Source organism: Ereboglobus luteus, from assembly GCF_003096195.1.
Classification (GTDB): Bacteria; Verrucomicrobiota; Verrucomicrobiia; order Opitutales; family Opitutaceae; genus Ereboglobus; species Ereboglobus luteus.
Map to the genome: position 1 here is coordinate 3,349,085 of NZ_CP023004.1, position 12,998 is coordinate 3,362,082.

The following is a 12,998-nucleotide window of genomic DNA, read 5'->3' on the forward strand; positions in this document are numbered from 1 at the left end:
GGTTGGCGGACTGTCTTTCGTAATTCTCGGCGAGCTCGGCGAGCATGCACTACCTAATGCAGATGCAGTTTTATTTAAACTGCTCTGGTTTTGGACAGGATGATGATGCAGCGCTTGGGTTCGATGTTTTTGAAAAAGACGCAAAAAAGCCGCGATGTTTCCATCGCGGCTTTTTGTTGATCGTATGGCGTTTTAAACCCTGGCGTTGTTTTTTTGCTCCGCTGGTGGCGGCGCGAAATTATTTGGCGAGACCTTTCGAGTAGCGTTCCTCGGCGAAGGTCCAGTTGACGATGTTCCAGAATGCGGCGATGTAATCCGGGCGGCGGTTCTGGTAGTTGAGATAGTAGGCGTGCTCCCACACATCGAGGCCGATGACGGGATAACCTTCGATGCCGGCGACGGCTTTGCCCATGCGGGGGCTGTCCTGGTTGGCGGTGGAGCCGATGGCGAGTTTGCCCTCGGGCGTGACAACGAGCCATGCCCAGCCGGAACCGAAGCGACCCGCGGCGGCCTTGGCGAATTCCTCCTTGAACTTGTCGAAGCCGCCGAATGTGGCGTTGATGGCGTCGGCGAGTTTGCCGACCGGCGCGCCGGTTTGTCCGCCGGGCGCGATCACTTTCCAGAAGAGGCTGTGGTTGGCGTGGCCCCCGCCGTTGTTGCGCACAGCGGTGCGGATCGACTCGGGAAGTTTGTTGAGATCAGAGATGAGTTCGTTGACACATTCGGGACCGGTGATGTTTGCGCCGGCGAGTGTGTTGTTAAGATTGGTTACGTAGGCTTGGTGGTGCTTGCTGTGGTGAATTTCCATAGTGCGCGCATCGATGTGCGGCGCGAGGACGTCGTATGCGTAACCGAGTTTTGGTAATTCGTATGTCATGTGATTGTCCTTAGTTTGATTTTAGCAGGGTGGAGCAATCAATAGTTTTATCGGAGCGATGCAATGAAATGCGTGAGGTATTAGGATAAATGATTGTGAAACGTTTGCTAAAAAGAGGGCTATTTACATCCGTTTGCATTTGCGCGCTTAGAGATTGCCTTGGACGGTTTTTTTAACGAAGCTCGGGTCGTGATTGCCTCAGTTACCATTCGCAATTTCAGGGCGCTCAAACACGCGGAGCTTTCGCTGATGCCGTTTAATCTGCTGATCGGTCCAAACGGGTCGGGGAAAACGAGCCTTATTGATGCGGTGCAACGATTAAGCTCACTTGCCAAACTGCCGCTTTGCGGCGTGAAATCGGAGGAGGCGCGCGAGGGCATCGCGGACGGGCCGGAGCTTTATTGGTATTTCACACCGCCGTTTGACGGGTTGGAGGCGGTCATGAAATGCACTTCGGAGACGGAATGTGATTTTCTGGACGTGGTATCGCTGCCGTCCGGCTCGGGCCAGAAGGATTGGCCCAAGCTGAGATCAGAATTGATGCGGGTTCGCTGTTATGTGCTTGATCATCGGGCATTAGCGGAGAAAAGCATGTCTCGCGAAGGCGCGGACTTAAAGAGCGACGGGGAGAACTTGGCAACGGTGCTGGCTTCGTTGCAAATGCGTGAACCGAAAGCATTTGAGGAAATGCGCGCGGAATTGTGCCGAATTTTGCCCGAGTATGATGATGTGCAGTGGACGTTTACCAAGGATGGCGGCACGGAGCTGTTGCTGCGCCTGACGGGCACCAGCGAATTGATCGGCGCGGCGCATCTTTCGCAGGGCACTTTATATTTGCTGGCGTTTTTGGCGCTGGCGTATGACCCGAAGCCGCCGTCGATCGTGTGCATCGAGGAAATTGACCGCGGGTTTCATCCGCGGTTGTTGCGCGAGGTGCGCGATGTTTTGTATCGGCTGTCCTATCCGGAGGCGTATGGGCTGGATCGCCCGCCGGTGCAGGTGATCGCCACGACGCATTCGCCGTATTTGCTGGATTTGTTTGGCGAGCATCCCGAGGAGGTGGTGCTGACCGAGAAACACGGACTGACGGCGCGGTTCATGCGTTTGTCGGATCGCAAGGATTTGCGGGATTTGATGGCCGAGGGGGGACTTGGTGACATGTGGTTTTCGGGAATCCTCGGCGGTGTGCCGCAGGAGGGGATGCCTTCCGAAGACGTCAACGAGAGCAACCCTGACGACACCCGCGGATGAAGCTTGGAATCATTAGTGAGTCACCCGCTGACGAAATGGTCATACGCGTGCTGGTCGAGTCGGTGCTCGGCGAGAACGTGAAGCTGGTCTCGCCCTCGTTGCGCGCGCGCGGCTGGCCGTCGGTTGCGCAAGTGCTGCCGGCGGTGATCCGGCATTTGCATTTCAACACGGACGCGACGGGGCTCGTCGTGGTCGTGGACGCGGACGACTCGGTGGTGCACACCGCGGAGCACGATCGCGAGGGTTATTATCATCCGCGCTGCCGGATGTGCCAGTTGCGCGGAGTGTTCAGGCAGACGACAAAAAAACTGCCGCCCGCGCGCGGTCGCAAGCACCTGCTGCGTTGCGTGGGTGTGGCGGTGCCGGCGGTGGAGGGTTGGTATTTGTGCGGACGCGACGAGACCGTGTCGGAACGCGCATGGACCGACGGGCAGGCCTCGGGCTCGATGCCTTACACGCGCAAGGAATTGAAATGGCGCGTGTATGGAACGGATCGTCCGAGCCTGGCGCACGAGATTGATTGCGCGATGAGGGAAGTGCAGCGTCACCGGCGCGACACGCGGCGCTTGGAGCACGATTTCCCCGGCTTTGAATCGTTGGCGAAAGACTTGCGCAGTTGGAAAAGTCAGTTAGCAACAACGGCTTCCCAATAAACTGTTCCGCGCCCGGCGCCCTCACTTTCGACTCCTGTATTCTTACTTCCGACTCCTTTTTTCATGGCAACCAAACTTTTTCGAAAACGTTCGTATCTGCCTTTGCCGCTTGAATGGCTGCTGCTTCCGATTGTGCGGCTCATGTATCGCGTGAAGACGAGGCGCCCAGAAAACGTGCCCGAGCGCGGCGGGGTGATCTTGATTGCGAACCATCTTTCATTTGTGGACGCGATCGTGCTGCAACTAGCGTGCCCGAGGCCGCTGCGATTTCTCGGCTACGAGGGGCTGAAGGCGAATGTGTTTTTCGAAAAACTTTTCCGCTGGTCGGGCATGATCGGGTTTTCGCCGCGCGACCCGGTGGGCAGCACGAGGCGCGTCTTGCGTTCGTTGCAGGACGGCGAGGTGCTGTGCATTTTCGGCGAGGGGCACATCTCGCGCATCGGCGAGTTGATGCGCATCAAAAACGGGTTCGAGGCGATTGCGAAACGCGCGGGCGTGCCGGTCGTGCCCGTGGCGCACGACGGCTTGTGGGGCTCGGTCTTTTCGTTTTCGGGGGACCGCTGGATTTTCAAGTCGCCGCGCATCATGCCCACGCATGTGTGCGTGTGCTTCGGGCGCCCGATGCTTCCGAGCGAGGCGACGGCGGAGAAGATGCGCCGCGAGCTGCTCGACTTGGGGGCGGAGGCGTTTTCGGCGCGGCCCGTGCTGCGCAGGCATCTCGGCGCGGAGGCGGCGCGCGCGCTTGTGAAGCATCCGAGTTTTATCCAGGTGATCGACCGCACCGGCGACCGCGCCGAACTGTCGGCGGCGAAACTTTTTGCCGTGGCCGCCGCGCTTTCGCGCCGTCTCAAAAAAACAGTTCCCGAAAAGCGCGTGGGCATTGTGCTGCCACCGGGCGCGGGTGCGTATATCGCGAATCTCGCCGTGAGCTTTGCCAACAAGATTCCCGTGAACCTGAACTTTACCGCGGGCAAGACGACCTCGGAGGCCTGCATGAAACTCGGCGAAATATCGACGGTCATCTCGGCGCCGGCCATGCAGGAGCGGGTTCCGAATTTTCCCTGGCCCGCGGGCACGAAGGACCTGAAGGCCGAGATCATGGCCATCAGCAAAGTGCGCATCCTGTTCTGGATCGTCGTCGCCTACATCGTGCCCAACCAGCTCGTGCCGCGCCTGCTCGGCCTGCCGCGCCGCGGCGACAACGACGAGTGCTCGCTGCTCTTCACCAGCGGCACCTCGGGCGAACCCAAGGGCGTCGTTTACACGCATCGCAACATTCTTGCGCAGTGCTGGCAAATTTCGTCCATCGCGGTGCTGCCCGCCAGCGCGCGCATGCTCGCGTGCCTGCCGTTGTTTCACAGCTTCGGTTATTCGATCACGGTCTGGTATATGATCCTACGCGGCTGCACCACGATCACGGTGCCGAGTCCGCTCGACACGCGCCGCGTGGTGGACTCGATTCGCGATGAAAAAGCCACGGTGATCATCGGCGTGCCCTCGTTCCTGAGACCCATCCTGAAACGCGCCACGCACGGCGAACTCAAGTCGCTCGAGCTCGTCGTCTCGGGCGCGGAAAAAATGCCGATGGATCTCTACGACTCGTTCATGAACCAGTTCCACATCGACATCATGGAGGGCTTCGGCCTGACAGAAACGAGCCCCGTGACCAATGTGAACCAGCAGCACCCGCCGTCGATTTCGCGTTTTTCGGTGCCGCAATACGGCAAGCGGCTCGGCTCGGTCGGCCGCCTCCTGCCGGGCATGAGCGCGCGCATCCTCGACCCGGACACGCACGAGGACCTGCCGCTCACCTCAACGGGCCTGCTCCTGTTCAAGGGCGACAATGTTTTCACCGGCTACTTGAAGGACGCCGCCAAGACGGCCGAGGCGCTTCGCGACGGCTGGTTTTTCACGGGCGATCTCGCGCGCTTCGACGAGGACGGGTTTCTCTTTATCGAGGGCCGCCTTTCGCGCTTCTCAAAACTCGCCGGCGAGATGGTGCCGCACGGCACGATCGAGGAGACGATCGTCAAGACATTCGGCTTTGGCGAGGAGGAGGGTTACGTGGTCGCCGTCACCGGCGTGCCCGACGAGGCGAAGGGCGAGATTCTCGTGCTGCTCTCCACGCGCGACATCGAGCTCGCCGACCTGCGCCAAAAACTCACCGACGCCGGACTTCCCAACCTTTGGGTGCCGCGCATCATTCTCAAAGTGGACCAAATCCCCGTGCTCGGCTCCGGCAAACTGGACCTCAAGGCGCTCAAGGAAGCCGCCACCAGCGGCATCCACCGCCACGGACACGGCGCGCTGTAAACCGGCCTCGCAATTTCAACCTCACTCCAATGAAAAAACACATTCGCAAATTATCCGTCGCCCTCCTTCTTCCGATTACGCTCGCCGCCGCCGGACCGGCGGTCATTCCGCTCTGGCCCGAGGGTGTTCCCGGACTTCGCGCCGACGCCGCGCCCGACAAGGACACGCCGACAAGCTCCAGCGTCATCCACACGCCGACGATGCTGTTTTATCCAGCGCCGAAGAAAAAAGCCACAGGCACCGCCATTGTCGTGTGCCCCGGCGGCGGCTACGCGCGCCTCTCCATGGAAAACGAGGGCCGCAATGTCGCGCAATGGCTCAACTCCATCGGCGTGTCGGCGTTTGTGCTCAAATACCGCCTCAAGGAATACGGACAACCCGCCCCGCTCCGCGACGTGCTACGCGCATTGCGCACCGTGCGCTCAAAAGCGGCCGAGTTTGGCGTGAACCCAGACCGCGTCGGCGTGCTCGGTTTTTCCGCCGGCGGGCACCTCGCGTCAACCGCGACCACGCTCTACGCCCATCCCGACGGCAAGACCGGCGCGGCGATTGACGAAGTGAGCGCGCGCCCCGATTTTTCCGTGCTTGTCTATCCGGTGATCTCAATGCGCGGGATCGCGCACAAGGGCTCGCGCGAAAATCTCATCGGCAAAACCCCGTCGTCCAAACTGGTGGGTTTGTATTCGACCGACGAACAGATCACGAAGGACACTCCTCCGGTGTTTCTCGTCAGCGGCACGGACGACAAAACCGTGCCCGTTGAAAACAGCGTGCGCTTTTACCTCGCGCTGCGCAAAGCCGGCGTGCCCGCCGAAATGCACCTTTATCAAAATGCCCGGCATGGTTTCGGAATGAAACCCGACATGGGCCCGCCCTCCGGCTGGCCCGTGCGTTGCGAGGAATGGATGCGACACAACGGCTGGCTGACGATTTCGAGAAGCCGATAAAACCGGCCGGCGGCGCGTTCAAGGTTGGGCACCATGCTCATCCAGCACGGAGGCGTCTTTTTCGGCGTTCCTGGCCTCGGCCAGCAGCCGCGTTGCCTGCTCCCCGTCCGCGATGCGTTGCACGGCCCAGACCGCGTGCGCGCGCACGAGCGGCGATTCGTGCGCGGCGAGGCGCGCAAGTTGCGGAAGATGCTCAGCGGCGCGCGCCCCGGTGTTGCCCGCGACGATGCACGCGTTGCGCAACAGCCCGGCGAGCTTGATGCGTTTGATCGCGGTTTTGCGGAAATGCGCGGCAAAACTTTCTGGTGTCAGCGCGAGCAATTCGCCCAGTGACAGTTGCCCGATTTCCGGGCGCGCTTCGAGGAGCAGCCCGCGGCTTGCTTGCGCGAAGCGATTCCACGGGCAGGCTTCCGCGCACGCGTCGCAGCCATAAATGCGCGCGCCGATTTTTGCGCGCAGCCCGCGCGGGATTGCGCCCTTGTTTTCAATGGTCTGGTAGGAAATGCACAGGCGGGAATCAACCGTGCCGGGGCTCACGATTGCGCCGGTCGGGCACGCATCGATGCAACGCGTGCATTTGCCGCAGTGGGAGCGCGCGGGGAGCGGTTCGTCCGCCTTGATTTTTGCGCGGACAAAAATCGCGGCAAGAAAGAGCCAGTTGCCAAAGTCGCGCGAAACGAGCATCGCGTTTTTGCCGGCGAAACCCGCGCCCGCGCGTGATGCCCAGGCGCGTTCGAGGACGGGGCCCGTGTCCACGTAATAACGATAATCGGCGGATGTGATCCCCAGTGTTTCCTCAAGCACGCGGCCCGCTTTTTCCAGCGCCGGCTTGATCGTGTCGTGATAATCCGAATACAGCGCGTAACGCGCCCAGCGCGGGTGCTGCGAATCGGATGATGCACCGGCTGCGCCTTGAAAATAATTCACGCCGAGCATGATGACCGACCCGGCTTCGGAAAGAACGAGGGTGGGGGAGGCGCGCTTGGCAAAACCGCGCTCGATCCAGTGCATGTCCGCCTGATATCCGGCGTCGAGCCACTTGCGAAGGGCGTTGACTTCGGGCAGTGCGCCGCCGTCGTCCCTTGCGGGGATGCTCGCGAAACGCGCCACGTCAAAGCCAAGGGCGAGCAGGCGCTTGCGCAGTTCAGCCGGCTCGATCATCGGGGGCGGCGGGATTTGTCGCGGGAGGTTCCGCGAGCCTGTGCGTGCGCAAAAAATCGGCCGCCTCGCGTTTGTAAACGCGCATGGCGTGCGCGATGACGTCGGGGAGCGAGCGGTTGTCCGTGAGCAGAAGCGTGCCCGCTTTTCGATAAATGGGTTCTCGCACCGAGTAGATTTCGCGCATCCGGGCGAGGGGATCTTCCACGTTCAAAAGCGGGCGCGACTTGCTGTGGCGCGTGCGCTTGAGGACGGTTTCGAGCGAGGCGTGCAGGCAGATGACGACGCCTCGCGAGTCGAGCAACTCAAGCATTCCCGGCTGCACGACCAGTCCGCCGCCGCACGCGACGATGCAGCCTCGCGCGGGATGCCCGCTCTCGATGAAGTCGCGCTCCAGCTTGCGGAAAACGGGCTCGCCGTCCTCCTCGAAAATTTTTGAGACGGGTTTGCCTTGCTCGCGTTCGATTGTCGCGTCGACATCGATCAGCTTGGCGCCGAGCCGGTATGCGATGGCGCGGCCCACGGTGGTTTTTCCCGTGCCCATGAAGCCGACCAGGTAAAGGTTTACAACCGGTGTTGTCATTGTGCTGTCCGGCACCTTGCGGCAGCCGCGCGGGTTTTGCAAAACAAGAAATGCGCGACGGGATTGCGCACCGGAGAACGCCGTTCCGATGATTGAAAATTTTGCGCTTCTCGGCGGGCGGGGTTTTTGCGAATACTTCGGGCCGCATGTCTGACAATCCATCCACGCCAATCCCAGCCTCCGAATCCGCGCAGGCGCCCGCGCTCAAACTCAAAATGAACGCCAAGGCGCGCGCCCTTAACGGCCACCCGTGGGTGTTTGCCAACGAAGTCGAGGCGTTGCTTCCCTCATCGTTCGACGGCGAGGTGGTCGAGTGCCGCGATCGCACGGGGCGGCGCATCGGCTCGGGCATCTACAACAGCCGCTCGCAAATCTGCTGGCGCAGGCTCAGTCGCGGGCGCGTGGCGCTCGACGAGGCCTATTTGCGCGAGGTGATCACGCGCGCGATCGAGCGGCGCGAGTCCGCGGGCTGCGACAAAAACGTAAGGCGCCTGATCTGGTCGGAGTCGGATGACCTGCCGGGCGTGGTGCTCGACCAGTTTGGCGACACGCTTGTGTTGCAAATCCAAACACTCGCCATGGAAAAACGGCGCGATGTGATCGCGCGTTTGTTGATGGAGATTGTGAAACCCGCGCCGGTTGAAATCATATTTCGCAACGACGCGCCCATCCGGCGGCTGGAGGGGCTGGAGCAGACGACCGGCACGCTTTCGGGAAAAACCTGGGAGCCGCGCTGGCTGCGCATCGACGGATTTGATTACTGGCTCGATTTGCAGGGCGGGCAGAAAACGGGTTTTTACCTCGACCAACGCGCGCAGCACCTGGCCGTGGCGCGCCACGCAAAAGGCCGCCGCGTGCTCGACGCGTTTTGCAACCAGGGGCCGTTCGCGCTGCATTGCGCGCGCGCCGGCGCGGCCAGCGTGCTCGGCATTGACAGCGCGGAGGACGCGATTGCGCAGGCCCGGAAAAACGCGGGGCGCAACAGCGTGGGCGCGGAGTTTTTGGCGGCCAATGTGTTTGATTTTTTCAACAGCCCGTCGCCGGAGCAGCGCGCGGAGACGTGGGACTTGATCATTCTTGATCCGCCGCCGTTTGCGAAGTCGAAGAGCGCGCTTGCGGGCGCGATGCGCGGTTACAAGGAGATCAATTTGCGCGCGATGCAGCGGCTTTCCCCGGGCGGGATTCTGGCGACCTACACTTGCTCGCATCACATGCACGAGGCGGAGTTGCGGCAGGTCCTCGCCGAGGCGGCCTCGGACGCGCGGCGGCGCGTGAGCGTGCTGGAGTTTTGCCACCAGCCGCCGGACCATCCCGTGCTCGTGACAATGCCCGAGAGCGAATACCTGCGCGGCTACATCCTGCGCGTGGAATAATTGCGTGGCGCCGGTCATGCGGTCGCCCTTGTTATTTTTAAAAGACATCCTATTGTGCCGCGCATGGATTTGTTAACCGTAGTCGTCATCTACTGCTTTGCCGTTGGAGGATTCTTCATGGGCTTGTGGTTGTTTTACGGACGGCGCGAGTATTCGCTTTTCGAGCAGGCGCGCCGCAAGACGACGTTTCTTTGCGCGCGGTGCAACAAGTTGTATGCGGCGGCGGGAAGCCCGGAGACGTGCGTCTGCCCGCGTTGCGGCCACGAAAATGCGCGGCTGAAATTCTAGGGTTCAAACCGGTTTCATCATGCGATCCTTTTTATCCGACACCTCCGGGCAGCAAAAGATTTTGCGCGTGCTGAACGCGGTGCTGGTTTTGTGCGCGCTGGGCTCGTGCGCGCTTTTTGTGCTGCTGATCGGCTGGCCGCTTTCCAGTCAGAAGGAGTTGATGCTGCACGTGCTCACGCGCGTTGTGCTGGGTGTTTTTGTGCTGCAGGAAATCGTGCGGCTGCTGATCAACCCGCACCGGATGCAGCACCTTCGCGAGCGGAAGCTGGAGTCGGCGCTGGCCGTGCTTGTGCTGCTGGAGTCGCTTTTCAGCCACCACGTGGACGGATTGATCAGCGGCTGGATTCCGGATGCGAAACCGGGCACGATCGCGCTGTTCGTGCTGGCGTTTTCGCAGCTCACCTTGATCGGGCTCATTTGTTTGCGGGGGCTGAGGCGCATTCCGGCGCTCGCGTCGAGAAACCTCACGCCGGGCGGCGCGCTCATCCTGAGCTTTGCGCTGATTATCACGGCGGGCATGCTGCTTTTGAAAATGCCGCGCGCGACGCTCGACGGGATTTCCTGGATTGACGCGCTCTTCACCTCGACGAGCGCGGTGTGCGTGACGGGGCTGACGGTGCTGGACACGTCGCAGGCGTTCACCCAGGAGGGGCAGCTCATAATTCTCGGGCTCGTGCAGGTGGGCGGATTGGGAATCATGACGCTCACGTATTTTTTCGCGCACTTCCTGACCGGCGGCGTGTCGTTTCGGAACCGCATCGCGCTGCAGGATTTGTTGAGCGAGGAAAACCTGGGGCAAATCGGCATGGTGCTGGGCATCATTGTCGGTTTCACATTTTCCTTCGAGCTGGCGGGTGCGGCGGCGATTTACTGGTCGGTGGATCACCTGCCCGGGACGGGGACGATCGACCGCCTGTTCTTCGCGGGGTTTCACTCGGTCATGTCGTTTTGCAACGCGGGGTTCAGCACTGTGTCCGACGGGCTGGCAAACACCGCGCTGCGGGGCAACGTGGGCCTGGTCACGGCGGTGATGCTGCTTGTGACCGCGGGTGGCATCGGGTTTCCGGTGGTGAAAAATTTCTGGCAGGTGGCGGTGGCCGTGGTGCGGCGGGCGTTGCGTTTGCGCGTGGCGGTGCCGCCGCGACTCACGATCAACAGCCGCGTGGTGCTGGTCACGTCGCTATGCCTGACCGTTGGCGGCGCGGTGTTTATTTTCTTCTCGGAGTTTGTTTTTGCCGGGAGCGACACCGGCGGGCTTCCCTCGTGGCTGGCGGCTTTGTTCCACTCGGTCACGGCGCGCTCGTGCGGTTTTAACATTACCGACACGAGGATGCACGCTCCCGCGACGATTGTGATTTTGCTGTTCCTGATGTTCATCGGCGGCAGCCCGGCGAGCACGGCAGGCGGCGTGAAAACCTCGACGCTGGCCGTTGCGGTGCTGGCGCTGCGCCGCGTGCTGCTCGGGCGCGCCGAGATCGAGGCGTTTGGCCGCCGCGTGAACGACGAGACCGCGAATCGCGCGCTCGCGGTCATGCTGCTGGCGGGGGCGTTTTTCACGCTGGTGCTGGTCGTGCTGTGCATGCTGCACCCCGAGCTATCGACGATGGACATGGCGTTCGAATCGATAAGCGCGATAAGCACGACGGGACTGACGCGGGGCATCGCGCCGCTGCTTGGCGGCGCGGGTAAATGCGTGATGGTGCTGGCGATGTTCGTCGGACGCATCGGCGTGCTGATGGTGCTGCTGGCGATCATGCCCCGGCGCCCGCAGGCGGCTTTCCGCCTGCCGGAAGGCCACATTGTGATCACTTGATTTTCAAACAATCCTCAACCCAACAAAATCCAACTTTATGAAATGCTGCATTATCGGACTTGGCGTTTTCGGAAAAAACCTGGCGCGCGATCTCGCGCAACTCGGCGCGGACGTGCTGGCGATCGACCGGCGCGATGACAACATCGCGCAAATCAAGGACGAGGTCGGCGCGGCCGTGGTGATGGATTTCGAGGACCCGACGCCGCTGGCGCATTTTCCGATCGCGGAAATGGACGCGGTGATCGTGGCGATCGGCGACGACTTCGAGCACTCGATGGCACTGACGATGAAGTCGCAGGAGCTCGGCGCGAAACGCATCGTGTGCCGCGTGCTCTCGCCGATGCACGAGCGGCTTTTGCGGTTGCTCAAGGTTGACCGCCTCGTGGTGCCCGAGGAGGTCGCGGCGCGCGGGCTCGCGCATTCGCTGCTGATGCGCGGCGTGCTGGACGGCTTCGACATGGGCAACAACCATTCGATCATCGAGGCCACGGTGCCGGCAAAGCTGGCCGGCAAATCGCTCACGGAAAGCGCGGAGGATTTTAAGGTCGCCGGCGTGCGCATCGTGACGATCAAGCGCATCGAAAAAGGACTGCTCGATGGATTGCGAAAAATATCGGACCAGACCGTCAAGCGCCGCACGCTTGGCGTTGTGACGATGTCCGAGATTTTCCAGGCCGATGATATTTTTGTGCTCTTCGGCCCCGAGAAGAACCTGCGTTCATTTCTGGAAACGTATTCGGGCGATTGAGCAGGGCGTGTTTGTGACAGCCTTGCCGAACGCGACATGCTCAAGGCTCGCGTTGCCTCGGGATCGAAACCCCCAACGGGGTTTTATAATATAGATGCCATGGAAGCCCTTCAGGCTTCGTGCCGGCATGCCGTCCCAATGGACGTTCGCGGCAATCGGATGGTTATTGCGTCGTTGCGCCGCTGACGAAAAACACATCGCGGATGGTTTTGAGTATTTCGGGGTCGGTGGCGATGCTGACCGCGCCGTTCACCACAAACTGCACGCCCATGCACATGAGGAGCAGCCCCATGATTTGTGTCATGGCGCTGATCGCCGTGGGGCCGAGAACTCCGTTCATGCGAATGGCGAGCCGTAGAAAAAGATAACACGCCAGCGCGACCACGCAGATGCCAAGAATGATGGCGACGTAGTGGAGCCACGAGGTCGCGAGCGAGGCAAACCCGATGGTGACGCTGATGGAGCCCGGGCCGCCGAGAATCGGCATCGCGAGCGGCGAGAATGAAACGTCGTTTTTCGCGAGAGCCTCCTGGTGGGCTTTCCTGTTGCGGGCTCCCTCCGGGCGATTCGGGGAAAGCATCCGCATGCCGATGCCCGCGACGATGATGCCGCCCGCGATGCGGAGACCGGGAATCGAGATGCCGAAAAAGTTCATCACAAACGAACCGCACAACAGCGAGCCGCTCAAAATGAACACCACGTAAATGCAGGCCTTGCGGACTTGCTCGATGCGGCGCGCCTCGGAGTCGCCCGTGGTGATGGCGAGAAAAGTGGGCGCGGCGGCGAGCGGATTCATGATGGGCAGGATGCCGATGATCGTGCCCAGAAACAGCCCCCAGAGCTTGAAAATGCTTTCATGCATGAGCAACGGGTGTAGTCAGCCATTCCGCCCGCGTCGAGCGCGGACTGGCTGGGTGCGCTCAAAACGACAGGGCGGGGCAAACCGTCCCCGATGTGCCGCGAATGGTTTTTGTTTCAACCGAAGTTTTGTTCG

At 61.3% G+C, this 12,998-nt stretch carries 12 protein-coding genes; 8 read left to right on the forward strand and 4 right to left on the reverse strand.

All coding sequences use genetic code 11. The features are described from left to right. Window positions 1-238: 238 nt before the first annotated feature. Window positions 239-877 carry a superoxide dismutase gene (locus CKA38_RS12255; protein ID WP_108825734.1) on the reverse strand — a complete coding sequence of 213 codons (639 nt, stop codon included), beginning with the start codon at window positions 875-877 and terminating at the stop codon, window positions 239-241. 189 nt (window positions 878-1,066) lie between these two features. Between CKA38_RS12255 and CKA38_RS12260 the strand changes: the two genes are divergently transcribed. From CKA38_RS12260 to CKA38_RS12275, 4 genes are all read left to right on the forward strand, one after another. Then, window positions 1,067-2,128 carry an AAA family ATPase gene (locus tag CKA38_RS12260; protein ID WP_108826574.1) on the forward strand — a complete coding sequence of 354 codons (1,062 nt, stop codon included), beginning with the start codon at window positions 1,067-1,069 and terminating at the stop codon, window positions 2,126-2,128. After that, window positions 2,125-2,781, forward strand: coding sequence for a hypothetical protein (locus CKA38_RS12265; protein ID WP_108825735.1), 657 nt, complete (start codon window positions 2,125-2,127; stop codon window positions 2,779-2,781). The genes CKA38_RS12260 and CKA38_RS12265 overlap by 4 nt, the downstream gene beginning before the upstream one ends. Window positions 2,782-2,844: 63 nt before the next feature. Further along, entirely contained in the window at window positions 2,845-5,094 is a 2,250-nt protein-coding gene (locus CKA38_RS12270) for an AMP-binding protein (RefSeq protein WP_108825736.1), read from the forward strand. Window positions 5,095-5,123: 29 nt separating this feature from the next. Continuing rightward, complete coding sequence (locus CKA38_RS12275) at window positions 5,124-6,041, forward strand: alpha/beta hydrolase (RefSeq protein ID WP_108825737.1); 918 nt, start codon at window positions 5,124-5,126, stop codon at window positions 6,039-6,041. Window positions 6,042-6,059: 18 nt separating this feature from the next. Here CKA38_RS12275 and queG read toward each other — a convergent pair whose 3' ends face one another. Continuing rightward, complete coding sequence (gene queG, locus CKA38_RS12280; RefSeq protein WP_108825738.1) at window positions 6,060-7,202, reverse strand: tRNA epoxyqueuosine(34) reductase QueG; 1,143 nt, start codon at window positions 7,200-7,202, stop codon at window positions 6,060-6,062. After that, entirely contained in the window at window positions 7,186-7,782 is a 597-nt protein-coding gene (locus CKA38_RS12285; RefSeq protein WP_108826575.1) for a shikimate kinase, read from the reverse strand. Before CKA38_RS12285 ends, queG begins: the two co-directional genes overlap by 17 nt. 146 nt (window positions 7,783-7,928) lie before the next feature. On the opposite strand from CKA38_RS12285, the gene CKA38_RS12290 reads away from it, so the two are divergent. The 4 genes from CKA38_RS12290 to CKA38_RS12305 all read left to right on the forward strand — a co-directional run bounded on the left by CKA38_RS12290 (window position 7,929) and on the right by CKA38_RS12305 (window position 12,004). Then, the gene (locus CKA38_RS12290; protein ID WP_108825739.1) at window positions 7,929-9,155 is read left to right on the forward strand and encodes a class I SAM-dependent rRNA methyltransferase; all 1,227 of its coding nucleotides are present in this window, start codon (window positions 7,929-7,931) and stop codon (window positions 9,153-9,155) included. A 63-nt stretch (window positions 9,156-9,218) separates the two neighbouring features. Then, window positions 9,219-9,443, forward strand: coding sequence for a hydrogenase nickel incorporation protein HypA (locus CKA38_RS12295; RefSeq protein ID WP_108825740.1), 225 nt, complete (start codon window positions 9,219-9,221; stop codon window positions 9,441-9,443). A gap of 67 nt (window positions 9,444-9,510) precedes the next feature. Continuing rightward, window positions 9,511-11,256 (forward strand): TrkH family potassium uptake protein, encoded by a 1,746-nt coding sequence (locus CKA38_RS12300; RefSeq protein ID WP_161554887.1) that lies wholly within the window; start codon window positions 9,511-9,513, stop codon window positions 11,254-11,256. 37 nt (window positions 11,257-11,293) lie between these two features. Then, the gene (locus CKA38_RS12305; protein WP_108825742.1) at window positions 11,294-12,004 is read left to right on the forward strand and encodes a potassium channel family protein; all 711 of its coding nucleotides are present in this window, start codon (window positions 11,294-11,296) and stop codon (window positions 12,002-12,004) included. A 163-nt stretch (window positions 12,005-12,167) separates the two neighbouring features. On the opposite strand, the gene CKA38_RS12310 is transcribed toward CKA38_RS12305, so the two are convergent. Continuing rightward, window positions 12,168-12,866 carry a MarC family NAAT transporter gene (locus tag CKA38_RS12310; protein WP_108825743.1) on the reverse strand — a complete coding sequence of 233 codons (699 nt, stop codon included), beginning with the start codon at window positions 12,864-12,866 and terminating at the stop codon, window positions 12,168-12,170. Between the last annotated feature and the right edge of the window lie 132 nt (window positions 12,867-12,998).

Excerpts from the sequence above, each read along its gene's own strand:
- CKA38_RS12255 (WP_108825734.1), bottom strand. The coding sequence starts at position 877 with ATGACATACGAATTACCAAAACTCGGTTACGCATACGACGTCCTCGCG.
- CKA38_RS12265 (WP_108825735.1), top strand. The coding sequence starts at position 2,125 with ATGAAGCTTGGAATCATTAGTGAGTCACCCGCTGACGAAATGGTCATA.
- CKA38_RS12270 (WP_108825736.1), top strand. The coding sequence starts at position 2,845 with ATGGCAACCAAACTTTTTCGAAAACGTTCGTATCTGCCTTTGCCGCTT.
- CKA38_RS12275 (WP_108825737.1), top strand. The coding sequence starts at position 5,124 with ATGAAAAAACACATTCGCAAATTATCCGTCGCCCTCCTTCTTCCGATT.
- queG (WP_108825738.1), bottom strand. The coding sequence starts at position 7,202 with ATGATCGAGCCGGCTGAACTGCGCAAGCGCCTGCTCGCCCTTGGCTTT.
- CKA38_RS12285 (WP_108826575.1), bottom strand. The coding sequence starts at position 7,782 with ATGACAACACCGGTTGTAAACCTTTACCTGGTCGGCTTCATGGGCACG.
- CKA38_RS12290 (WP_108825739.1), top strand. The coding sequence starts at position 7,929 with ATGTCTGACAATCCATCCACGCCAATCCCAGCCTCCGAATCCGCGCAG.
- CKA38_RS12295 (WP_108825740.1), top strand. The coding sequence starts at position 9,219 with ATGGATTTGTTAACCGTAGTCGTCATCTACTGCTTTGCCGTTGGAGGA.
- CKA38_RS12305 (WP_108825742.1), top strand. The coding sequence starts at position 11,294 with ATGAAATGCTGCATTATCGGACTTGGCGTTTTCGGAAAAAACCTGGCG.
- CKA38_RS12310 (WP_108825743.1), bottom strand. The coding sequence starts at position 12,866 with ATGCATGAAAGCATTTTCAAGCTCTGGGGGCTGTTTCTGGGCACGATC.